At 38.0% G+C, this 22,163-nt stretch carries 22 protein-coding genes and 1 riboswitch; of the genes, 6 read left to right on the top strand and 16 right to left on the bottom strand.

The genetic code is table 11. The features are described 5' to 3' along the window. Positions 1 to 153 precede the first annotated feature (153 nt). The 6 genes from B2107_RS08085 to ubiE form a co-directional block, all read right to left on the bottom strand. Positions 154 to 1,386, bottom strand: coding sequence for a chloride channel protein (locus B2107_RS08085; protein WP_293954823.1), 1,233 nt, complete (start codon positions 1,384 to 1,386; stop codon positions 154 to 156). Positions 1,387 to 1,425: 39 nt separating this feature from the next. Next, positions 1,426 to 1,488, bottom strand: a riboswitch (Fluoride riboswitch). Positions 1,489 to 1,494: 6 nt separating this feature from the next. Beyond that, the gene (locus B2107_RS08090; protein WP_293954825.1) at positions 1,495 to 1,869 is read right to left on the bottom strand and encodes a DUF423 domain-containing protein; all 375 of its coding nucleotides are present in this window, start codon (positions 1,867 to 1,869) and stop codon (positions 1,495 to 1,497) included. A gap of 11 nt (positions 1,870 to 1,880) precedes the next feature. Next, positions 1,881 to 2,333, bottom strand: a complete 453-nt coding sequence (locus B2107_RS08095; RefSeq protein WP_293954827.1) for a GNAT family N-acetyltransferase — start codon at positions 2,331 to 2,333, stop codon at positions 1,881 to 1,883. An 88-nt stretch (positions 2,334 to 2,421) separates the two neighbouring features. Beyond that, positions 2,422 to 2,871: a GatB/YqeY domain-containing protein gene (locus B2107_RS08100; protein WP_293954829.1), complete on the bottom strand. Its 450-nt coding sequence runs from the start codon at positions 2,869 to 2,871 to the stop codon at positions 2,422 to 2,424. A 10-nt stretch (positions 2,872 to 2,881) separates the two neighbouring features. Next, on the bottom strand, positions 2,882 to 3,643 hold the full coding sequence (locus B2107_RS08105; RefSeq protein ID WP_293954831.1) for an SDR family oxidoreductase: 762 nt from the start codon (positions 3,641 to 3,643) through the stop codon (positions 2,882 to 2,884). 64 nt (positions 3,644 to 3,707) lie between these two features. Next, complete coding sequence (gene ubiE / locus B2107_RS08110) at positions 3,708 to 4,448, bottom strand: bifunctional demethylmenaquinone methyltransferase/2-methoxy-6-polyprenyl-1,4-benzoquinol methylase UbiE (RefSeq protein ID WP_293954833.1); 741 nt, start codon at positions 4,446 to 4,448, stop codon at positions 3,708 to 3,710. A gap of 384 nt (positions 4,449 to 4,832) precedes the next feature. On the opposite strand from ubiE, the gene dnaB reads away from it, so the two are divergent. Next, positions 4,833 to 6,443, top strand: coding sequence for a replicative DNA helicase (gene dnaB, locus B2107_RS08115; protein ID WP_409456562.1), 1,611 nt, complete (start codon positions 4,833 to 4,835; stop codon positions 6,441 to 6,443). Positions 6,444 to 6,837: 394 nt separating this feature from the next. Further along, positions 6,838 to 7,311 carry a 23S rRNA (pseudouridine(1915)-N(3))-methyltransferase RlmH gene (gene rlmH / locus B2107_RS08120; protein WP_293954837.1) on the top strand — a complete coding sequence of 158 codons (474 nt, stop codon included), beginning with the start codon at positions 6,838 to 6,840 and terminating at the stop codon, positions 7,309 to 7,311. A 600-nt stretch (positions 7,312 to 7,911) separates the two neighbouring features. On the opposite strand, the gene B2107_RS08125 is transcribed toward rlmH, so the two are convergent. From B2107_RS08125 to B2107_RS08140, 4 genes are all read right to left on the bottom strand, one after another. Next, entirely contained in the window at positions 7,912 to 9,165 is a 1,254-nt protein-coding gene (locus B2107_RS08125) for a PQQ-dependent sugar dehydrogenase (RefSeq protein ID WP_293954839.1), read from the bottom strand. Positions 9,166 to 9,324: 159 nt separating this feature from the next. Then, positions 9,325 to 9,570, bottom strand: a complete 246-nt coding sequence (locus tag B2107_RS08130) for a hypothetical protein (RefSeq protein WP_293954841.1) — start codon at positions 9,568 to 9,570, stop codon at positions 9,325 to 9,327. A 90-nt stretch (positions 9,571 to 9,660) separates the two neighbouring features. Continuing rightward, positions 9,661 to 10,485 (bottom strand): glutamate racemase, encoded by an 825-nt coding sequence (gene murI / locus B2107_RS08135; RefSeq protein ID WP_293954843.1) that lies wholly within the window; start codon positions 10,483 to 10,485, stop codon positions 9,661 to 9,663. Positions 10,486 to 10,538: 53 nt separating this feature from the next. Continuing rightward, complete coding sequence (locus B2107_RS08140) at positions 10,539 to 11,954, bottom strand: glycoside hydrolase family 125 protein (RefSeq protein ID WP_293954845.1); 1,416 nt, start codon at positions 11,952 to 11,954, stop codon at positions 10,539 to 10,541. 195 nt (positions 11,955 to 12,149) lie between these two features. Between B2107_RS08140 and B2107_RS08145 the strand changes: the two genes are divergently transcribed. Both B2107_RS08145 and aroQ read left to right on the top strand, forming a co-directional pair. Further along, complete coding sequence (locus B2107_RS08145; protein ID WP_293954847.1) at positions 12,150 to 13,823, top strand: gliding motility protein RemB; 1,674 nt, start codon at positions 12,150 to 12,152, stop codon at positions 13,821 to 13,823. 13 nt (positions 13,824 to 13,836) lie between these two features. Beyond that, complete coding sequence (aroQ, locus tag B2107_RS08150) at positions 13,837 to 14,256, top strand: type II 3-dehydroquinate dehydratase (protein WP_293954849.1); 420 nt, start codon at positions 13,837 to 13,839, stop codon at positions 14,254 to 14,256. A 47-nt stretch (positions 14,257 to 14,303) separates the two neighbouring features. On the opposite strand, the gene B2107_RS08155 is transcribed toward aroQ, so the two are convergent. Genes B2107_RS08155 through B2107_RS08175 form a run of 5 tightly spaced genes read right to left on the bottom strand, consistent with a single transcriptional unit; the run spans position 14,304 to position 18,004 of the window. After that, positions 14,304 to 15,278, bottom strand: coding sequence for a bifunctional riboflavin kinase/FAD synthetase (locus B2107_RS08155; protein WP_293954851.1), 975 nt, complete (start codon positions 15,276 to 15,278; stop codon positions 14,304 to 14,306). 55 nt (positions 15,279 to 15,333) lie between these two features. After that, the gene (truB, locus tag B2107_RS08160; RefSeq protein WP_293954852.1) at positions 15,334 to 16,056 is read right to left on the bottom strand and encodes a tRNA pseudouridine(55) synthase TruB; all 723 of its coding nucleotides are present in this window, start codon (positions 16,054 to 16,056) and stop codon (positions 15,334 to 15,336) included. A 9-nt stretch (positions 16,057 to 16,065) separates the two neighbouring features. After that, on the bottom strand, positions 16,066 to 16,860 hold the full coding sequence (locus tag B2107_RS08165; RefSeq protein ID WP_293954854.1) for an undecaprenyl-diphosphate phosphatase: 795 nt from the start codon (positions 16,858 to 16,860) through the stop codon (positions 16,066 to 16,068). Positions 16,861 to 16,882: 22 nt separating this feature from the next. Beyond that, on the bottom strand, positions 16,883 to 17,122 hold the full coding sequence (locus B2107_RS08170) for a DUF3098 domain-containing protein (protein WP_293954856.1): 240 nt from the start codon (positions 17,120 to 17,122) through the stop codon (positions 16,883 to 16,885). 3 nt (positions 17,123 to 17,125) lie between these two features. Beyond that, on the bottom strand, positions 17,126 to 18,004 hold the full coding sequence (locus tag B2107_RS08175; protein WP_293954858.1) for a cell division protein FtsX: 879 nt from the start codon (positions 18,002 to 18,004) through the stop codon (positions 17,126 to 17,128). 217 nt (positions 18,005 to 18,221) lie between these two features. Between B2107_RS08175 and leuS the strand changes: the two genes are divergently transcribed. Continuing rightward, a complete protein-coding gene (gene leuS, locus B2107_RS08180; RefSeq protein ID WP_293954860.1) occupies positions 18,222 to 21,005 on the top strand; it encodes a leucine--tRNA ligase in 2,784 nt (927 codons plus the stop codon). Positions 21,006 to 21,060: 55 nt separating this feature from the next. Here leuS and B2107_RS08185 read toward each other — a convergent pair whose 3' ends face one another. Beyond that, positions 21,061 to 21,342 carry a GNAT family N-acetyltransferase gene (locus B2107_RS08185; protein WP_293954862.1) on the bottom strand — a complete coding sequence of 94 codons (282 nt, stop codon included), beginning with the start codon at positions 21,340 to 21,342 and terminating at the stop codon, positions 21,061 to 21,063. A gap of 291 nt (positions 21,343 to 21,633) precedes the next feature. Between B2107_RS08185 and B2107_RS08190 the strand changes: the two genes are divergently transcribed. Next, on the top strand, positions 21,634 to 22,059 hold the full coding sequence (locus B2107_RS08190; protein ID WP_293954864.1) for a cold-shock protein: 426 nt from the start codon (positions 21,634 to 21,636) through the stop codon (positions 22,057 to 22,059). The last annotated feature ends 104 nt before the right edge of the window (positions 22,060 to 22,163 follow it).

Raw genomic sequence — 22,163 nt, forward strand, 5'->3', positions numbered from 1 at the left:
TAATTTCTTATTTTAGTAGTAAACTTCTTCCGTTAAAACTTTCATTTGTATTTGCTTTATAGAGGGCATTTCCTGAGCGATACATTTGTAGTTAAATTCGTCCATATTGATTATAGTTATTATACGTATAGAACTTGTAAGCACAGATCCTGTTTATAAATTTAGTCTTCGGTAGAGTTTTTCCTTTAAACCTCCTTTTTGCGCAATATAAATTCCTTTTTTCCCTGAAAAGATAAACGCGGCTATACATGCTATTGCTATAAATAAAATAGTTTGGCTCCCAAATAATTCATAGCCCATGACAATACAGGCGAGCGGGGTATTTGTAGCGCCTGAAAATAAGGCTACAAAGCCCATTGCAGCCAGAAGGCTGATGGGAAGTGGAATAATGGTGCTTAATGCACTACCTAAAGTTGCCCCGATAAAAAATAGCGGGGTGACTTCTCCGCCTTTAAACCCAGCCGAAAGGGTGAAAGTCGTCAATAGTAACTTGATGAAAAAGTCATAATAGTTCGACTGATCAACGAATGCGTTCTGAATCATCGGGATGCCAAGTCCAATATATTTGCTGCTGTGAGATATGGTAACAATGAGTACCAAAACAATACCGCCGATCACAGGCCTTAGTAGCGTTGCTCTAATTCGTTTAAATTGCACGCTAAAGAAGTCGCTGGTAAATGTAAAAAGCCATGCGGTGATACCGAATAGAATGCCTGCGATGAGACTAAATCCAATATTGGTCAACGTTAATATAGGAATAACATCATGAATTGGATAATGGGTATGCGGAATATTCCATAATTGACAACTGAAGTTCGCAAGATAGGCGGTAAATAAACAGGGAAGGATACCGAAATATCTTTTTTTCCCAATGAGTAGGACTTCCAGACCGAATATCGTTCCGGCGAGCGGGGTACCAAACACAGCGGCAAATCCTGCAGTGATGCCGATCGAAATTAAGATGCGACGTTCAGTTTTATCGAAGTCAAACCAGCGATTAAGCTGATCGGAAACCGCTCCACCTATCTGTACAGCAGTTCCTTCACGACCTGCAGAACCCCCAAACAGATGTGTAAGTAAAGTTCCGAATAGGACAAGAGGCGCCATGATAAGCGGGATGCGGCGTTGGGGATGAAGGTATTCTTCAATCAGCAGGTTATTTCCTTTGCTTGATGTATTGCCCCAATACTTATAGGACAATGCAATGGCAAATCCCGCTAATGGAAGTCCATAAATTATCCAGTGATTAGCTTCTCGGTACTGCGTTACACAATTGAGGGAAAAGAGAAAAAATGCACAAATAGATCCTACGATGAAACCTATCGCACTACAAGAGATAATCCATTTAAGAAGAAAATGAAGATTGCTTTCATTTGAATGTGCCATAGCCATAAGTCTATACTTTATATAAATTGTTGTTTTATAAAAATAGTAGACGTCATTAGCTTATTAGGGCGGTTCAGGGCAGACATCATTGCCGTATTTACTTCAAATCTACAAAAAGCGAATGATAATAGCAACCCAGCCTGCGATCATAAATAATCCGCCGAGCGGCGTAATTGGGCCAAGAAACTTTAGATTCTTTTTCCAGTATTCAGCAAACGATAGAAAATAAATACTTACAGAGAATAAAAGAGTTCCTAGTGTGATCAGATAAAATGCTACTCGTTCAGACTGAAGCTCAAAGTGGAAATTGAATCCTAGAATCAATAGGGTTAGCGCAGCATACATTTGATATCGAACGCCGACCTCAAAGGATTCCAGTTTTTCAGCAGATAGGATTTTTTTGAATGCATGGGCTCCAAATGCACCTAGGATAATAGCGAGGCCGCCAAATAGGGCGGCTGTGATAATAACAACGTTTTGCATGCCTAAATTTACTAAATTGCGGGTTTAATCATATCAATATGAAGGATTCCATAATCGGGGTAGGGCTCGGAGATTTGTTTAAATCCTAATTTTTCATAAAAGGGTTTTAAATGAAATTGCGCGCCTATCTGTATCTCACCTTCACCGAATTCTTTATAGAGCGATTCGATAGAATGCATCATTAATTTTTTACTCAGACCGGTTCCGCGCGCTTCCTCGGCGACGATAACGCGACCAATGGAAGCCTGTGGGTAGGAAATGCCCGGAGGAACTAATCTCGTGTATGCCATAATACGATCATCTTGTTCTGTCCACAGATGTAGACAAGCAAAATCTTTATCGTCCAATTCAGGATATAAACATTCTTGCTCCAAAACAAACACTTCCATTCGAAGCTTTAAAATACGATATAATTCATTCGTGTTGAGTTCGTCAAAACTCTTTAGATTCCACTGATAAGCCATAATTGAAATAAAAACAGAGTCAAATTATGTAATCGATATGGCTGGAAAGACATATCCAATTTAATTTGACTCTATTGATTTGAGCGTTTTATGCAAGAAGACTTTTAACAACTTCAGAGATGGTTTTTCCATCTGCTTGTCCAGCAAGCTTTTGATTAGTGGCGCCCATCACTTTACCCATATCCTTAATGGAAGAAGCTCCTGTTTCGGCGATAATTGCTTTGACTATGGTTTCTACTTCTTCTTTGCTTAACTGTTTTGGTAGATAAGCCTCAATTACTTTCTCTTCCTCAACTTCAATTTCATAAAGATCTTCGCGGTTTTGACTTTTATAAATTTCAGCAGATTCGCGACGTTGTTTTACAAGTTTTTGTAAAACTTTAATCTCTGCCTCCTGGCTAAGATCTTCGGCATGACCCTTTTCTGTCTTTGCTAATAGGATAGCTGCTTTAATTGCACGTAAACCACGTAATTTTGCCGTGTCTTTTGCGATCATTGCCGCTTTAATGTCTTGGTTTATTTGTATTTCTAATGACATGATATTTAAATTATTTTCGATTGACAATGGTGCCCGTTGCTTGCGCTGTAGGCATTATTAATAGATCGTTGATATTGACATGTGCCGGTCTGGTAATGACGAAAAGGATCGTTTCGGCAATATCTTTCCCTGTAAGGGGTTGTACACCATTGTAAACATTTTTAGCTTTTTCGCGATCTCCATGGAAACGAACTTCCGAAAACTCTGTTTCCACCATTCCTGGGTCGATAGAGGTTACTTTAATCCCCTGAGGTAGCAAATCAATACGCATAGCTTTCGTCAACGCATCAACAGCGTGTTTGGTGGCACAGTACACATTTCCATTCGGATAAACTTCTTTTCCCGCAATAGATCCCAAATTAACAATATGAGCGCCGTTTTCAGTATCCATGAGTGGTATCACGGCGTTACTTACATACAATAGGCCTTTGATATTGGTATCAATCATTCTGTCCCAATCGCCGATATCACCATCTTGGATGGGATCCAATCCTTGACTTAGACCCGCATTGTTGATGAGTATATGTATTTTTTTCCATGCTGCTGGCAGACCATCAATTTGATGCGCAACCTGTTCTTGGTTTCGAACATCAAGTTCAAAAATATGGATTTGAATTGTAGGGTAGGAAGCGAGCAATGTATTTTTTAATGTTTCTAAACGGTTTAACCTGCGCGCGCAAAGTAAAAGATTATAACCCTCTTTTGCTAAAACTTCGGCGCAAGCTTGACCGATGCCTGAACTTGCTCCTGTAATAAAAACTGTTTTAGTCATATAGTGTAACTCGTTGTTATAAAAAATTAATCCAATTTGACTCAATACCACTTCGTAGATGTCGCTATTTTGTAGCAATATAAATCGTACAGATGCCAAATGTCTGTGGTCTAACGATTGTTTCGTTAAAACCTGCTTTTTTGTTTATGGCAACGAACTTTTCTCCATCTGGAAATTGAGCAACAGATTCTGGTAAATATTCATACGCACTGGAATCTTTTGAAAAGAATTTTCCAATAGTTGGTGTGATAAACTTAAAATAAAAATTATACAGCTGCTTAATAGGGAATTTCTTTGGATTCGAAAATTCTAAAATAACAGCCTTTCCACCGGGTTTTAAGACACGGTATATATCTGATAGGCCTTTTTCCAGGTTCTCAAAGTTCCGGACACCAAACGCTACGGTAACAGCATCGAACGTATTGTCTTCAAATTGAAGCCTCTCGGAGTCCCCTAGTGCTATTTCAAATTGATTCTCGAGGCCCTTACTTGCAATTTTTTTCTTGGCAACCTCAAGCATTCCTTGTGATATGTCTACCCCAATGATCTTTTTGGGATTCAAGATTTTAATTGATTCCAATGCAAAATCACCGGTTCCTGTCGCTACATCCAACATCAGTTGCGGTTTTATGGACTTTAAGGCATTGATGGCTTTTTTGCGCCATATAATGTCAATACCCAAAGACATGAAGTGGTTTAAAAAATCATAGGAATGAGAGATATTGTCAAACATATCTGCTACCTGTTTTTTCTTACCGTCGTTGGTATCTTTATAGGGTTTTAATGTTGAAGAGTCGTGCGTCATTTTACAAATATACGATATATGAGTATTTTTTAGTGCTTAAAGAGGGATTTGTTTTCATACGAAAGTCGGTTTGTTTTGATGCTAGTCATGGTCATAGATTTATTTTTTAGCATTTTGCTTATTCACAACAGCTTAAGTTATTAACATTTTCTAATGTACTGACTTTGAGTGTTGATTATTTGTTTTCAACATCTTTTCAACATTCATTGTTGAAAAGATGTTGTGTAAATCTGTGTCCTTCAAAGCTTTTGAGGGTTTTGGCAATGATCATTGAATTTCGCTGTGTGAAACTACGCATGGTTGTAAATTTTATTTTTTATACATTTGTTATCCTATCTACAATTTATACGGATAGCAAAGCTATATTTCTGATATAATATCATGATGAACGACAGTAATTTTGAAGCGAATAACACGGATAATAACAAACGGGGTAATTACGGCGGACGTCGTACCAAATTAAATAATTTGGTGAGTGGTTTGGGTAAACTTCCGCCGCAGGCAGTGGATCTTGAGGAAGCTGTTTTGGGAGCTTTAATGCTTGAAAAGAATGCGCTGAGCGAAATTATTGATATTCTCAAACCGGAATCATTCTACAAAGAATCACATCAAAAGATCTTTGAAGCGATTTTCGGTCTTTTTCAAAAAACTTCTCCAATTGATATATTAACCGTTACCTCGGAGCTTAGACGGATGGGGGCTCTTGAAATGGTCGGTGGTGCCTATTATATTACGCAATTGACAGATCGCGTGGTTTCGGCAGCTAATATTGAGTATCATGCACGTATTATTTCACAGAAATATATTCAGCGTGAGCTTATCAAGGTTTCTACGGAAATTATCAATAGTTCATATGATGAAACCTCAGATATTTTTGATCTTTTGGATCATGCCGAGAAAAGCTTATTTGATATCGCGCAGAATAACTTACGGAGAGATTCCCGAAAAATGGACGATATCATGCGTGAGGCGATTTCTAATCTTGAGATGCTGCGCGACCGTACAGATGGTTTAACCGGAGTGCCTTCTGGCTTAACAGCACTGGATCGTATGACATCCGGCTGGCAGCCTTCTGATCTTGTTATTATTGCGGCACGTCCAGCGATGGGAAAGACCGCATTTGTACTTTCTGTAGCGCGTAATGCCGCTGTGGAGCATGGTAAAGCCGTTGCTGTATTCTCGCTGGAGATGTCGTCTGTTCAGCTTGTCAATCGTCTTATTGCCGGTGAAACCGAAATTGAGCAAGAAAAATTAAAAAAAGGAAATCTTGCTGACCATGAATGGCAACAATTACATTCGCGAATTGGTCGTTTAACGGATGCGCCTATTATTATTGATGATACGCCGGCGTTGAACGTGTTCGAATTTAGAGCTAAATGTAGGCGCTTAAAGGCACAATACGATATTCAAATGGTGATCGTCGATTACCTGCAGCTAATGCATGGAAAGGCTGAAGGTAAAGGTGGGGGGAATCGCGAACAAGAGATCGGTAGTATTTCCCGTGCTTTGAAATCTGTGGCTAAAGAGTTAAATATTCCTGTGCTTGCATTGTCGCAGCTGAGTCGTGCCGTAGAGTCAAGACCAGGAAATAGTAAGCGTCCTATGTTGTCCGATTTACGGGAGTCTGGTTCTATTGAGCAGGATGCGGATATGGTTCTTTTCTTATATAGACCCGAATATTATGGTTTGACAGAAGATGAAGAGGGGCGTCCTACTGCCGGTGTCGGTGAAGTTATTATTGCAAAACACCGTAATGGGGAGACTGGAATTGTACCACTTCGCTTTGTGGGTAAATTTGTAAAGTTTGTGGATTTAGAAGATGAGTTTTCGGGTCTTGGTGGTGGAGATGGATTCGGCGATTCACCGTCCACATTTTCTGCTTCAGCATTGAATCCGTCACCAAACTTTGCTGATGATTTTAGTGCTGGTGGCTTCAGTGGAGGTATTACGATGCCATCTCGAATGAACGACATGCCTGATGATGCGCCATTTTAGCGATTAATTTTACATAAGTATTCCTAAATAACAGAAAAAACCGAATGATTTAATTCGGTTTTTTCGTTTAAAACGGCATGTGCCGTATACTGCTGATGTGGAGGGGTTGTTATCGAGGTAGGGTATTAGTATCGCCGATTTTCTGTATTGTGTGGTTTGTTTGATACACTTGTTAAATGCAGAATAGATGAAAAGTGAATGAATATAGGAATAGTTGGAGTACAATTTTTGCCTTTTTGATTGGGTTTATTTTAAATAAATTAGAAGTTTACTTAATTTGTACACATACCCAATTTATTAAGATTTTAGGGCTTGGCTAAAGGTCGTGATTCGATTTAAAATTGTCGGAAAAAAGACAAGCGAAATTTTTTGCAAACACTTATAAAACGTCTAGATGAAGATAACATTACTTTGCATAGGTAAGACGGATGAAAAATACCTGATTGAGGGAATTGAAAAATATACGAAGCGATTAAAGTTTTATGTCAACTTTAATATTGTTGTTCTACCCGACATCAAAAATGTTAAAAGTTTTTCTGCTGAACAGCAGAAAGACAAAGAAGCCCTTTTGATTTTAAAGCAGCTACAGCCCCAAGATTTTGTTGTCTTATTGGATGAACATGGAAAAGAATTTAGATCTTTAGAGTTTTCTGTTTATCTGGAGAAGATGATGATACAAAGTGTCCAACATCTGGTGTTTGTTATAGGAGGGCCTTATGGTTTCGATCAAAAAATTTATGATCGAGCGAAGTCAAAAATCTCACTATCCAAAATGACATTTTCCCACCAAATGATCAGATTGTTTTTTACAGAGCAGCTATATCGAGCTTTTTCCATTATGAAAGGCGAGCCTTATCATCACGAATAATATGGAAAAAAGTTGTTAACTTCATCATGATTAAAAACAAGCTTATGAATTTGCCAAATAAACGAGATTACCACTATAAAAGTGATGAAGGAGAGAGAAATAGCCAATTGAATAAATACATTATGATTGCTTGTATTATTATAGTGATCATATTGGCATTTTTTTTTGCATAGGTTGATACCCCGCTATACGGATATTATTAGTAAAAGAAATAAATCTCTTACTTAATATCCGTATGGAGGATATCAGCAGATGATTTTAATGAAAATTTGATTGAAGTATTTAAGCTAAAGCGCTTAAATTTTTGGAGAAGGTTGGCAGGTTTTGCGCGTAGTTTTCGGGGTAGCGTTGTTTACGAATCCCCAGTTAGTCATGTAGAACGACAAAGGATTGATCTCTAATAATTTTTTCATTTTTTCTTTTTTAACCATATAATAATTTATTGATACGCTATTATAAAACAATAATCGAGCCAAATTGTGTTATTTGCCATTTTTGGCTAAATAAAGACCTGCTTTACTGGGGTTATTTGTGAATGGGAATTTATGTCTAATTGAAAAGAGCAACCCAGTGGAAAAGGGTTGCTCTACATCAATTCATTTATTTTTTATCAATCTTATATAATTTTCCGAGGTCTGTTATAGCATACAAAGCCCCATCTTTACCCTGTGTAATATCTCTAAATCGCTGTCCTTCATTACCTAGTAGACGTTCTTCTCCAACCACCTTGTTATCTTTTAGTATAATTCTAGCGATATGCATACTGCTTAGTCCGCAAATGAAGAGATTATTCTTCCATTCTGGAATGTTTTGGCCAGTATAGAAAGCTATTCCACTAGGGGAGAGGACAGGATCCCAGTAATAAACAGGTTGTTCTAAGCCATCTTTCTGCTGTATACCCTCACCAACTTTATCCCCTTTGTATTCGATGCCATATGTAATTGTTGGCCACCCGTAATTCTTACCAGATTCAATTCTATTCAATTCATCACCTCCACGTGGACCGAATTCGGTTTCCCAAAGATCGCCAGTTTCCGGATGTAGGGCGAGTCCCTGAGGATTGCGATGTCCATAGCTAAAAATTTCAGGACGTGCATTCGAATTGGCCAAAAATGGGTTCCCTTGGGCAGGTTGTCCATCGGTGGTAATACGTAAAATCTTTCCTAATGCTGCATTTAAATCCTGAGCCAAAGGTCTTGTAACTAAATCAGACCTTTCGCCTGTGCTGACAATAATATTTCCATTTTTGTCAAATATAATGCGTCCGCCATAATGCAAGTTGCCTTTATGAGCAGGAGTTGCTTGATAGATCACCTTAGCACCTTCTATGGATTTTTCGTCGGCCGATAATTTTCCTTTGGCAACTGCAGTTAATGTTCCGGCCGCTGTGTTATCGGAAAAAACCCAATATACCATGCGGTTTGATTCGAAATTTGGATCAAGTCGTACACCCAAAAGTCCTCCTTGCCCGCTACTATTGACGGGAGGTAAACCCTTGATTGGTTCACTTAATTCACCATCTTTTGTTGCAATTCTAAAATCGCCCTCTTTTTCTGATATCAATAATCGGCCATCAGGCATTGCGGTAATGCCCCAAGGTGATTTTAATCCCTCTGCAATCACTTTACCTTCATAAGGTGTGGTAGTTTTCGCACCCTGAATTCTAGTTTGTCCAGCAAATGCCGGCTTATAATTTGTGTTTGCCTTTTGTGTTTCTACAGCAGGATAGCTCGTTGTATCCACGGGAGCATTCGCACTGCTATCCGAACCTGAAGCCGAACTAGCAGGACTTGAATTACATGCCGTCAATCCTAATGATACTGTTAAAAGGCTTATAGTCAATTTGGTTTTCATTATCAGTAAGTTATTTGGTTTGATTATCGATTTGAAGATATTAAAAATTAACGAGATATTATTTTAAAGGGATGTAATATTATAAATAAGATGAGTACATAACATAATGAAGACATATGGATCTAGACCGATCCTTTGACAGACGGTTATAACTCGACATTATCTTTCCGAAAGGCAACTATTTATGATCTGCTGTAGCTCACTATCCTTGTTGACATAATAGTCACTTATATCCAAAATCGTATTGGTGTTTAAATTATAAGTACATACAGGAAGGTAATTGGGCTCTGCAGAAGTTTCTAACGTTTTAAAATACTCCGCACTTTCCTGAATACTTGAAAACTCTTTAGATTCGCAATGCTGTGTATCCTGATTATATGCAATGGTTATAAAGTTCTTTTTCATTTTATTCACCTTTTATTGACAGAATAACGAAAATTGCAGCGTAAAAGTTTTAGAAATTTTTCAATTTTAAAATTGGTATCTTCGAATTTATCAAACGATTATATGGCTAGCGACTATTGATTTTCCAAAAAATATCGTTGCTTTGCTTTCAAAATCATGCGGGTCATCAGTCGTGTAGAATGTCAATTGTTCATCTTGGGAACAAAGTATCTCAATTTCTTTATGTCTATTCAGATAGTCTTTTAAGCTAGCCGCGACAATGGGACCCTGGGAGATAATCTGAATATGGTTTGGTACATACTTCTCTATTACAGGCAATAATAACGGGTAATGCGTGCAAGCAAGCACTATGGTGTCAATCTGAGCCGATTGTTGTAACAGTTCCCGTATATCCTTTTCGACAAAATAATGAGCGCCTTTGGTATTCATTTCATTGTTCTCTACTAATGGCACCCAAAAAGGGCAGTCATGTTGAAAAACCTCAATTTCAGGGTTAAATTTGTGAATTTCTATTTTATAGGATTCTGAATTGACTGTACCCGTAGTTGCTAAAATACCAATTTTATTGGTTTTAGTAAAATTATGAACCATTTCGGTAGTGGGTCTAATTACTCCGAGTACGTTCTTTCCGGGGGGAAGGTCATTTTGTTGAATGGTTCTTAATGCTTTAGCTGAAGCTGTATTACAGGCCAATATAATGAGGTTACATCCCAAGTCGAATAGTTTAAAAACACATTGTTTGGTGTAATTATAAACGGTCTCAAACGATCGTGTACCGTAGGGAACACGAGCATTGTCACCTAAATAGATATAATCATATTGAGGCAAAAGGTGTTGAATTTCTTTAAATACGGTGAGACCGCCATAACCAGAATCAAAAATACCAATAGGACCGGAAGTTTTTAAATTATTCATAACGCACTGTTATATATTCCTTCACTTATAACAGTGCGTTACAAGATTCAGATTTATTGTAGCAAAGATGGTTTCTCTTTATATATTTTCCAAATTAATTCGCCAAATAATGTATTCGTCCAGGCAAACCAATGTCTTGTGAATTTTTTAGGATCATCTTTATGAAAAGATTCATGCATAAATCCGGTTCCACCATGGGTATTTACCAGCGTCTTAATACAGTTACGAATCTCCTCATCACTTGTCGAGGTCTGTGCGCGCATGATAATGGACATCGGCCAGATCATATCTCTGCCTATGTGAGGACCACCAATTCCTTCTGCTGCCGTTCCTTTGAAAAAGAATGGATTTTTATCGGACAGCACAAAGTTACGCGTACGTTGATAAACTTCATTATTGATATCGACAGCCCCTAAGTACGGTAAGGCCAGTAGGCTGGGAATATTGGCATCATCCATCATCAGATGACTTGAAAACCCGTCCACTTCGAAGGCATATATACGACCTAGTGTTGGGTGATCTATTATGCCGTACTTATTTACTGCTGCTTCTACCTCGTTTGCGAGCGCTTCCATTTTATCGGCGAGTGCCTTTTCATTTTTGACTTTTTTCAATATCTCTGCAGATTGTCTAAGACTCACAATTGCAAACAAATTGGAGGGAATCAAGAACGAGAATACGGTAGAATCGTCCGAAGGTCGAAAACTAGAACAGATCAATCCAACCGGATTCACGGGATATCCATAACCATCAACCTGCAACGTATCTGATCCTCTTGCGGTAGTGCGCTCAAATTTATAAGGACCGAGGCTGTCTTTTCGTTGTTGCTCAACGAAAGTTTGATATATTTTATGTTGGGCTTCCAGCCATTCCTCATTAAATGGACTACTGTCTTTGGTTTCTTTCCAGTAATGATAGGCTAATCGAATTGGATAGCACAACGAATCGATTTCCCACTTCCGTTCATGAATCCCTGGTTTCATGTCTGTATGATCGCTAAACCATTCGCCCTTTTTGGTTGGATCATTATAAAATGCATTCGCGTAAGGGTCAATATTGATACATTTACTCTGCTTTTGGATTAGTCCAACAATCAGATCCTGTAATTTTTTATCCTTTTTCATAAAGGGAAGATAGGGCCATACTTGCGCACTGCTATCACGTAACCACATGGCGTCTATATCTCCTGTAATGACGTACGTGTAGTTTCTTCCGTTTTGAACATAGGGGAAGACTGTGGTGTCAAGAGTATTGGGAAAACAGTTATTAAATAACCACGACAGCTCCTTATTTTTAACATTTTTCTGAAATTCTACAATTGCATCTTCTATTACTTTACTCGAAAAAAGCCTCTTCTCTTTGACGGTACGGACTGTAGGAAAAGAATGTTCTTGAGCAAATGAAAATTTGCTGGTTAGTGCACCTGCTGTTAACAGGCTTGCGTTTTGGATAAATGCTCTACGCTTCATGCTTATAGGACTGTTTATTTATGATATAAGGTTATTTATTAACATGCAAGATAGAAATATTTTTGAATAAAAGGAATAGCAAATACGATTTAGCATTATAAAATTGACCAAAGATGTGAATTAAGTCATTTTTATTCGGTTAATTTGCGTTTAGGAATGCATTTTGCTATAAAAAACAATCTTTTAAAAAATTTTATGAGGCTTAATATAACAAAAAACAATAATTTACTTCGATTGGCGTTGGCTAGCATTGGAGTAGGTGTTTCCTTAGGAGCTGTTGCCCAAATTAAGAGCCAGCCTTATTCGTATCATTTTTATCAGAAAATGAACGAAGCTGTTTATTCTACGGAAACCAGGATCCATACTTCTGCTAAACCCTTCGTTATTAAAGACTCTTTATTGTTAGCCAAGTTTGATTCAATTCAATCTAACAAACCCGTGTCATCGTCCAACTGGTTTATGCGCAAGATTTTTAATGAGCATCTTATCCAAGTCGAGAAGGACGATTATACGTTCTATGCTGATTTTTTACCAGATCTTTATATGGGAAAAGATATGCTAGGCGATAAACGGCGTACTTGGATGAATAGTAGAGGATTTCAGGTGGGATTAAATGTGGGGAACAAGTTTACATTCAATACGTCAGCATTTGAAAGCCAAGCAGTTTTTCCCAAATATCTGGATGACTACATTGTTGCGAATAAAGTTGTTCCTGGCCAAGGAAATACGAAATTTCAGTCTAAAAATAAAATGGACTGGATGTATGCTACAGCGAGCATGACTTATGACGCACATAAATATATCCAGGCTACTTTGGCTTACGATAAAAACTTCATTGGAGATGGTTATCGCTCCATGCTTCTGTCCGACTTTTCTTCGAACTATGCCCATCTTAAATTGACCGGAACGATAGGAAATGTTCAATACACCTCAATTTGGGCCTATATGAATGATCCAACACACCCTAGACAAGATTTAACGGGCACATATCCTATGGAGGGGCAAAATAATACCCGTTTGGGAGATGGAAAGAAATGGGGGGCTTTTCAATATTTGGATTGGAATGTAACCAATAAATTATCGGTAGGTTTTTTCCAATCCGTTGTTTGGGCCGCGCAGGATGAAGGAGGAAGAAGGGGGTTTGATTTTAGTTACCTAAGTCCAGTTATCTTTATTCGCCCTGTCGAAAGTAACAATACGACTTCGCCGGATAAAATGTTTTTGGGCTTAACTTCCAAGTATAAGCTTCCATATAGATTGACAGCATATGGCCAGTTCTTGTTAGGAGAGTTTACGGCGAAAGAATTTTTTGCAGGAAATGGATACGCACATAATAAATGGGGTGCACAGCTTGGTGTAAGAGGGTATGATATGTTTGGCGTAAAGAATTTAAACTTTCTAGCCGAATACAATACAGCTAGACCCTATACCTACGCGCACTTTAAATCGTATTCAAACTATAGTAACAACGCCGAGCCATTGGCGCATCCAAAAGGCGCAAACTTTAGAGAGCTTGTTGGCCTAGTTAATTATGCATGGGACAGATGGGACTTTTCGGTACAGGGAATGTTTACTCAAAACGGGCTGGATCTACCCGACGGAAGTAACATGGGAGGGAACATCTTTCAGTCCTATAATACAATACCAAACTTATATGGCAATCATATTGCACAAGGTATAAAGAATACTATCTATTATGCAGACGCGAAGGCAGCCTATGTACTTAATCCAAAGTATAATCTTCGTCTAGAGCTCGGATACACCCAACGTTATGCAAAAGCGAAATATGAATCGCCTATCGTCAATAAATCTGGCGTTATCTCATTCGGACTTCGCTCAAGTTTCCGGGCAATTTATAATGATTTATAACAATGATATTCCGATGAAAAAGATCCTTATACTGAATGGCCCAAATTTGAATTTATTGGGTGTAAGAGAAAAATCAATTTATGGTAGCCAGGATTTCGTTAGCTATTTTGAAGCGCTTAAACAGCAGTTTGCAAGTTTGCAACTGCACTATTTTCAAAGCAACTCAGAAGGAGCTCTAATCGATAAGATCCACGAGGTTGGTTTCGACTTTGATGGAATTGTATTAAATGCCGGAGCGTATACACATACCTCCGTTGCGCTTGGCGATGCGATTGCAGCTATTACAACTCCTGTTGTAGAGGTCCACATCAGTAATGTCCACCAAAGAGAAGAATTCCGCCATCATTCGTTTTTAGCGAAGAACTGTCAAGGCGTAATTTGTGGTTTTGGTTTGGACAGCTATCGATTAGGCATCGAAGCTCTTATCAAATAAAAAGCGGGAATTTTCCGCTTTTTTATTTGATAATTAATTACTCCATTCTAACCAATAAGAGTTCTAATTTGGGCTTCGTCTGATCTGATCTGCTCTCTCATTGCTTCTAACGATTCGAAACGTTCATCATGACGGATAAAATGAAGGAATTTTACACGCAGTGTTTTGCCGTAAATATCCTGATCGAAATCAAAGAGGCTGATTTCAATAGCTCGGTTCATACCATCGACGGTGGGTCTAGTTCCTATATACCCCATTCCTTTAGCAATTGAAATAGGGCTTTCTTCTTTGTATTCCCCAGTAGTAATGTTTTGGATGTGATTGTAGATATAGACCTCAACAGCATATATCCCATAAGCTGGTATAAGTTTATGCGGTTCGTGAACCTGTAAATTTGCCGTTGGAAATCCAATTGTACGTCCGATTTGGTCTCCTCTAATCACAGTACCTGTCAATTCGAAAGGATATCCCAAATATAGATTTGCCGTTTTTATGTCACCCTTTATAAGTGCTTCGCGTACCCGTGTGGAGGATACGGCAATATCATTAATATCCTGCTCGGGAATTTCGTCGACACTGTAATCAAATATGGAGGCAAACTGTTCTAAATCGCCCATACTTCCCTGTCGATCCTTTCCGAAATGGTGATCGTATCCTATTACAATTTTTTTTGTACCAAGTTTTCCCACAAGGACATTACTAATATATTCTTCTGGAGTTTGATTGGAAAAATCACGGGAAAAGGGAATTATGATTAAATGGTCAATGCCAACTTTACTCAGCTGACTGACCTTTTCTTCGATATCATTGATTAAGCGCAAACTATCATCATCTGGATTGATAATCAAACGCGGGTGTGGAAAAAAAGTGAGCAAAATTGTCTCTCCACTGATTTTATGAGCAGCTTCCTTTAAGTGAGCCAATATTTTTTGATGGCCAATATGAACACCGTCAAAAGTGCCGATGGTTACAACTGCATTTTCAATAGGTGAGAAATCATCTAAACTTCTGTAGATTTTCATTTATAGGAGTTTTTGCAAAAATAAGATAAAGTATCAATAAAATGGGTTGATAGAGTTATTTAATGATCTCTTTATGACGTTTTATTTCCGCGATAAGTTTTTCTAAATTCCAGGCATTTTCTACTGAATAATCCCCACTTTTGGTACGCCTCAAAGAACTTAGATGTGATCCACTCTGTAAGGATTTTCCGAAGTCATAGGCCAAGGATCTAATGTATGTTCCCTTTGAACAGGATATGCGGAAATACACGTTGGGAAGCTCAATTTTTTCAATAAGAAAACTATTGATTCGAACTTGACGGGATTTTATTTCAACCTCTTCACCGCGGCGTGCTTTTTCATAGACCCGTTCGCCATTGATTTTTATAGCCGAATGAGCAGGAGGAAATTGTTGAATTTCGCCTTCAAATGCTTTTGCAGATTCCATTATCATATCGTCTGTAATATGATCGATAGGAAATGTTTCGTTAATTTCTGTTTCCAGATCATAGGAAGGCGTGGTAGCTCCCAATGTAATGGTTCCAGTGTATTCTTTGTCTTCGGCTTGGTAACTATCTATTTTCTTTGTGAATTTGCCTGTGCATACGATCAGTAAACCGGTCGCAAGCGGATCTAAAGTTCCTGCATGACCGACTTTTAATTTTAACGGCTTGATGGAGTTTCTGATTTTACCAACCACATCAAAACTAGTCCAAGTCAAAGGTTTATCAATCAACAGCATTTCTCCTTCAGCAAAATGAAACTTCGCTGAGTTTTCACTAACCTTTATATTTTCCATCAAAAGATTTTAAATAATTTGTAAACTATGACCCGAAAGTAGGAGGGTAAGAATAATGACACCAACGATTATTCGATACCAACCAAATGCTTTAAAACCGTATTTAGTCAAGAAGCCGATAAAAGATTTAATCGCAACTATTGCGACAACGAAACCAATTAGATTGCCAATAATAAGCAAATTGAGCTCTTCCCCATTAAAGGTGTTCCCTTCTTTAAAGAACTTTAACAGCTTTACAGCAGAAGCACCAAACATCATCGGCAGGGCAAGAAAGAAGGAAAATTCTGCAGCAGCTTTACGTGTCAGTTTTTCGGCCATACCACCGATAATGGTACTAGCAGATCTTGAGGTACCGGGGATTAATGCAAGGCATTGATACACCCCAATCATAAAAGCTTGTTTGTATGAAACTTTGTCGGAATCTTCTACTGTAGGTTTGTTAAACCACCTGTCAACAAACAGTAATACTAAGCCGCCTACAACCAACATGATCGCGACCATTAGCGGGCTTTCCAATAGGGAGTCGATATAATCGTTAAAAAGCAACCCTAACACGGATGCAGGAATAGCCGCAATGATCAATTTATAGTAAAATGAGAGCGATTTAAAAAAACGCTTGTAGTATAATACCAGAACGGACAATATCGTTCCCATCTGGATGACAATCGTAAATAACTTGACAAATGCCGAGGGCTGTATACCCATTAAGGCAGTGGCTATGATCATATGGCCTGTCGAAGACACAGGCAAAAACTCCGTTAATCCTTCAATGATAGCAAGGATAATCGCTTCAATAATAGACATCTTTTAGAATTAAGATTATACTTTAATTGGATTTGTTCTTGGGACGGTATAAAATTGCTGCAAAACCTATTGCAAAACCGAGAACAACAACAATCGGCGCCAATGTAATTTTGGTAAAGCTATAAATATCGGTTTCACCGGACATCAATATAAATCCAATGATTACAACTAATACGCTAGCTATAAACAGTTGGTAATTTATTTTGGAGAATACAAATGAACCTTTATTAACTGATTCAGTAGATTTCTTTATTTGAGCCATTTTTTATCTGTATAAATCGTTAGATTGTGCCTTTAAGTATTTTGTTACTGCGAAATAAGTGCTAAGTCCCGAAATGAGAATCCCAATGAGGATTACTCCTAAAAATATCACAGCAAATTCAAACCAGTTACGTAAAAATACCAGTTCAGGTATTTGCTGTTGCGCAAACTTCAAGGTTAAAATAAGCAGTAGAATCGCGATCAAGGAACCGAGCAAACCATGAATAATACCATACGTTATAAATGGTTTACGGATAAAGTTTTTAGTAGCCCCAATAAGCTGCATACTTTTAATTAAGAAACGTTGGGAGTAAATAGCAAGACGTATCGTGTTGTTAATTAAAGCGACTGCGATAATTAGCAGGATAACAGCAAATGCAAGTACAATCACCCCTATGATCCGGACGTTTTTGTTCACCATGTCGATCAGAGACTCCTGATAAACCACCTCTTTAATTTTATTGTTTTTGGAGATTTTTTCAATAAAAGTTTTAATACTATCTGTATTGGCATAATTCTCTTTCATATAAACATCCAATGAAGGTAAAAGAGGGTTATGCCCCAGATACTGTACGAAATCTTCGCCAAGGTCTTCCTTTAGATTTTTTGCTGCTAACTCTTTACTGATATATTCGGTACGAAGCACATAGGTGTCTTTCTCGAGATCTTTTTGCAATGAAAGAACATCACCTTCGCTCGTACCATCGTTCACGATGACATTTAAGACGATATTTTCCTTAACGTATTTCGAAAGATTTTTAGCATGCACCAAGAGCAATCCCAACATACCTGTTACCAATAACACTAGAGCGATACTAATAACCGTAGATACATATACAGATTTTGTTTTTCTTTTTTGTGTGCTTAATTCGTATTCTGACATAATAAGCGAAAATTTATTTGCGAAAGTAACTATTTGAGTGGAAGATTTCGAATTAATCTTGTAATTACTTTGATAAAAATCAATTCGAACCCTGTTTTCTACCTATGCTTAATTAACTTTTCAATACTATAATTTATTGTTCAAACTACAAAACTTTTATCACATTTCAGTATTAAATCGTAATTTCGCCAGTCATAAAAATTCCTTAAGAATAAAAATGGAGTATAATCACAAATCATTAGAGAAAAAGTGGCAAAAATTTTGGGCGGATCATCAAACGTTTAAAACTTCTGATACGCAACAAAAGCCAAAATACTATGTATTGGATATGTTTCCTTATCCTTCCGGAGCGGGGTTGCACGTTGGTCATCCGCTGGGCTATATTGCTTCGGATATCTTTTCAAGGTATAAACGTTTAAAAGGTTTTAATGTGTTGCATCCGATGGGGTATGATTCTTTTGGTCTTCCTGCGGAGCAATATGCGATTCAAACGGGCCAGCATCCAGCCGTAACGACTGAAGTCAATATCAATCGTTATCGGGAACAGATGGATAACATTGGATTCTCTTTTGATTGGAGCCGGGAAGTGCGTACTTCAGATCCTTCCTATTACAAATGGACGCAGTGGATTTTTATGAGATTATTTGATTCTTGGTATAATAAAGAATCGGATAAAGCCGAACCGATCGAAACGTTGATGGCGAGGTTTGCTACAAATGGATCTGCTGCTATTGCAGCGGTTGCTGATGAGGACGTTTTGGAATTTAGCGCTGAAGATTGGAAATCTTTTGATGAAGAAAAACAACAACGTGAATTGCTGAAGTACCGGATTGCTTATTTACGAGAAAGTACAGTAAATTGGTGTGCTGCGCTGGGAACTGTATTAGCGAATGATGAGGTAATCAATGGGGTTTCTGAGCGTGGAGGATATCCCGTCGAGCAAAAGAAGATGATGCAATGGTCTATGCGGATCACAGCTTATGCTGATCGGCTCCTGAGAGGGTTGGATACGGTTGATTGGCCCGAACCTTTGGTAGAAATGCAACGTAACTGGATCGGAAAATCGGTGGGTGCTTCCGTGAAATTCCCCGTACCACAATTAGATACGGTCATCGAAGTTTTTACGACACGTGTAGATACTATTTTTGGCGTTTCATTTGTCGTTTTAGCTCCAGAGCACGAATTGGTATCAGCATTAACTACCCCTCAGCAACAATCCGAGGTAAGTGCCTATATTGAGAAAACTTCCAAAAAGTCTGAATTGGATCGTATGGCCGATACGAAAACAGTTTCAGGGGCTTTTACGGGTTCGTATGCCAAGCACCCACTTTCGGGACAAGACGTACAGATTTGGATCGCAGATTATGTATTAGCCAGTTATGGAACAGGCGCTGTCATGGCTGTACCTAGTGGCGATCAACGGGATTATGTATTCGCTAAGCACTTTGATCTTCCTATTATTCCTATTTCAGATACTCAAAATATTGAAGAAGAAGCTGATCCCAATAAGGATGGGAAATATATTAATTCCGATTTTATCAATGGTATGACTTATCAAGAAGCTGTACCTGCTTTAATTGCCAAGTTGGAGGCGATCAAATTGGGTAAAGCGAAAATAAACTTCCGTATGCGGGATGCCATTTTTGGACGTCAGCGCTATTGGGGCGAACCCGTGCCTGTATACTTTAAAAATGGATTACCTTATTTAATTAAAGAAGAAGAATTGCCTCTCTTATTGCCGGAAGTTGATAAATATTTGCCAACGGAATCAGGCGAACCCCCTTTAGCAAGAGCAAAAGGTTGGAAATATGAAGATCAATATGAGTATGAATTGAGTACAATGCCCGGATGGGCAGGCTCTTCATGGTATTGGTTTAGATATATGGATCCGAAAAACGACGGTGACTTTGCGTCCAAAGAAGCTGTAGACTATTGGAAAGCAGTAGATTTATATATCGGTGGTTCGGAGCATGCTACCGGGCACCTATTGTATTCGCGCTTTTGGAATAAATTCTTAAAAGATTTGGGCTACCAGAACGAGGAAGAGCCATTCCGTAAATTGATTAATCAAGGAATGATTCAAGGGCGCTCTAATTTTGTGTATCGTGTGTTGGATGAAGAGGGTAGAGGTACAAATCAATTTGTGTCTTACGGGCTGAGAGATGAATATAAAACTATACCGTTACATGTTGACGTAAATATTGTACAAAATGATGTGTTGGATTTAGAAAAATTCAAAAACTTCAGACCTGATTTTTCAAATGCTGAATTTGTATTGGAGAATGGCAAGTATATCTGCGGTAGCGAGGTGGAGAAAATGTCGAAGTCCAAATTCAATGTTGTCAATCCAGATGATATTATCGAATCTTATGGAGCGGACACACTGCGGCTGTACGAAATGTTTTTGGGGCCTTTGGAGCAAGCTAAGCCTTGGAATACTAATGGTATAGAAGGAGTTTATAAATTCTTACGTAAGGTATGGCGTCTGTTTCATGATGCAGAGGGTAATTTCAATGTTTCCGACGAAGAGCCTACAAAAGCAGAATTTAAAGCCTTACATAAAATTATTAAAAAGGTGGAAGACGATATTGAGCGTTTTTCTTTCAATACTTCGGTTTCTGCATTTATGATCTGTGTGAATGACTTAACAGATTTAAAATGCAATAAGCGACAGATACTGGAACAATTCATTATCACCCTCCAACCGTATGCACCCCACATTACGGAAGAGCTGTGGACGCTATTAGGGAATGAAGCCGGTACACTTTCTTCTGCTTCTTACCCTATATTTAGACCGGAATATTTAGTCGAATCAGAATTTGCGTATCCGGTATCCTTCAACGGAAAGATGAAATTCAATCTATCGTTAGCGCTCGATCTAGATCAAAAGACGATCGAAGATATCATCAGATCACATGCCGATGTACAACGTCATCTAGATGGGAAAGCCATAAAAAAGATTATTTTTGTTAAAGGGAAAATAATCAATATTGTGGTCTAACCAGATTCACTTTCCAATAAAAAAGCCGTTTTATCATAAAGATAAAACGGCTTTTTTATGCTAATACATCTTGAAACGCTATTGTCTTTTCAAAGATTGCTTTCGCATATGGGCAATTGGGAACAATTTTAGCGTCGTTCTTTCGTGCATAGTCAACTGCCTCCAGTACTAATTTTTTGCCTACACTCATTCCTCTGTATTCTTCGTGCACTTCCGTGTGGTCAATCGAAAATTCATGATCGTTTTGCCACGTATACTCTAAAATTCCGGCTTCATTATTTTCAACCTCTGCAACGAAATTACCTCTTTGGTCTGTCTCAATGTTTTTTATCTCCATAATTTTTTTAAAAAATAACGTCTTAAAGGACGTTTTGTTTTATGTAATTTTTAATTTTTTGCTCACTGTCATGTTTGTCTAATTCGCACTACTTTTCCATCTACTGATAATTAAAGCAAAACACCTATTGTCGTGGGCCAGCAAAGCGAATAAGGATAGGCAATATGCATTTTTAAAGAATTTTTCGTATATTTGCAATTATCTCCTTAGAATACATCGCATTTTTATCTTTTCAACGAAGCTCTAAAGGTCCGAAACCTCCACGGGAACATTTACTTTAATCGATATTGAATGAGCAAAAGCCAAATCACATTTAACAAAAAAGAACGAGAAAAAAAGAAATTACTCAAGAAGCAGCAAAAAAATGAGAAAAAGGAATTCAATAAAACAAACAATGACAAGGGAAAATCTTTGGAAGAATTGTTTGCTTATGTTGATGAAAATGGGAATATCTCAGACAGACCTGCAATAAAATTGAAAGAAGGTGAGAGTCCAAGTATGGTCTCAAATCATCATGATGAGTATTCCTTTGGAAAAGTTGTCCACTATAATAACGATTCCAACTATGGATTCATCAGAGACAACGAAACCCAGCAATCTGTTTATTTCAACGACCGTTTGGTCGGGCAGAAATTGAATTTGAATCAGAAAGTGAAGTTTAAATTTAAGAGTGCTAAGCAAGGCGCGCAAGTGACTGAAGTCTTGATCGAATACTAGAAGAAAAAACACTGCAAATTTCAGGTGTTTATGATAGTAAGGCCCTTTGTTTGATGTCAAAGTTGTTGAAGTCAAACAAAGGTTTTTTTTGCATGTACAAATAC

It is taken from the genome of Sphingobacterium sp. UBA7855 (assembly GCA_002500745.1).
Taxonomy (GTDB): domain Bacteria; phylum Bacteroidota; class Bacteroidia; order Sphingobacteriales; family Sphingobacteriaceae; genus Sphingobacterium.

Excerpts from the sequence above, each read along its gene's own strand:
- B2107_RS08140 (WP_293954845.1), bottom strand. The coding sequence starts at position 11,954 with ATGAAGCGTAGAGCATTTATCCAAAACGCAAGCCTGTTAACAGCAGGT.
- B2107_RS08170 (WP_293954856.1), bottom strand. The coding sequence starts at position 17,122 with ATGGCTCAAATAAAGAAATCTACTGAATCAGTTAATAAAGGTTCATTT.
- B2107_RS08095 (WP_293954827.1), bottom strand. The coding sequence starts at position 2,333 with ATGGCTTATCAGTGGAATCTAAAGAGTTTTGACGAACTCAACACGAAT.
- B2107_RS08125 (WP_293954839.1), bottom strand. The coding sequence starts at position 9,165 with ATGAAAACCAAATTGACTATAAGCCTTTTAACAGTATCATTAGGATTG.
- B2107_RS08090 (WP_293954825.1), bottom strand. The coding sequence starts at position 1,869 with ATGCAAAACGTTGTTATTATCACAGCCGCCCTATTTGGCGGCCTCGCT.
- dnaB (WP_409456562.1), top strand. The coding sequence starts at position 4,833 with ATGAACGACAGTAATTTTGAAGCGAATAACACGGATAATAACAAACGG.
- ubiE (WP_293954833.1), bottom strand. The coding sequence starts at position 4,448 with ATGACGCACGACTCTTCAACATTAAAACCCTATAAAGATACCAACGAC.
- B2107_RS08155 (WP_293954851.1), bottom strand. The coding sequence starts at position 15,278 with ATGAAAATCTACAGAAGTTTAGATGATTTCTCACCTATTGAAAATGCA.
- B2107_RS08105 (WP_293954831.1), bottom strand. The coding sequence starts at position 3,643 with ATGACTAAAACAGTTTTTATTACAGGAGCAAGTTCAGGCATCGGTCAA.
- B2107_RS08145 (WP_293954847.1), top strand. The coding sequence starts at position 12,150 with ATGAGGCTTAATATAACAAAAAACAATAATTTACTTCGATTGGCGTTG.
- murI (WP_293954843.1), bottom strand. The coding sequence starts at position 10,485 with ATGAATAATTTAAAAACTTCCGGTCCTATTGGTATTTTTGATTCTGGT.
- B2107_RS08190 (WP_293954864.1), top strand. The coding sequence starts at position 21,634 with ATGAGCAAAAGCCAAATCACATTTAACAAAAAAGAACGAGAAAAAAAG.
- B2107_RS08085 (WP_293954823.1), bottom strand. The coding sequence starts at position 1,386 with ATGGCACATTCAAATGAAAGCAATCTTCATTTTCTTCTTAAATGGATT.
- B2107_RS08100 (WP_293954829.1), bottom strand. The coding sequence starts at position 2,871 with ATGTCATTAGAAATACAAATAAACCAAGACATTAAAGCGGCAATGATC.
- leuS (WP_293954860.1), top strand. The coding sequence starts at position 18,222 with ATGGAGTATAATCACAAATCATTAGAGAAAAAGTGGCAAAAATTTTGG.
- B2107_RS08175 (WP_293954858.1), bottom strand. The coding sequence starts at position 18,004 with ATGTCAGAATACGAATTAAGCACACAAAAAAGAAAAACAAAATCTGTA.
- truB (WP_293954852.1), bottom strand. The coding sequence starts at position 16,056 with ATGGAAAATATAAAGGTTAGTGAAAACTCAGCGAAGTTTCATTTTGCT.
- B2107_RS08130 (WP_293954841.1), bottom strand. The coding sequence starts at position 9,570 with ATGAAAAAGAACTTTATAACCATTGCATATAATCAGGATACACAGCAT.
- B2107_RS08185 (WP_293954862.1), bottom strand. The coding sequence starts at position 21,342 with ATGGAGATAAAAAACATTGAGACAGACCAAAGAGGTAATTTCGTTGCA.
- B2107_RS08165 (WP_293954854.1), bottom strand. The coding sequence starts at position 16,860 with ATGTCTATTATTGAAGCGATTATCCTTGCTATCATTGAAGGATTAACG.
- aroQ (WP_293954849.1), top strand. The coding sequence starts at position 13,837 with ATGAAAAAGATCCTTATACTGAATGGCCCAAATTTGAATTTATTGGGT.
- rlmH (WP_293954837.1), top strand. The coding sequence starts at position 6,838 with ATGAAGATAACATTACTTTGCATAGGTAAGACGGATGAAAAATACCTG.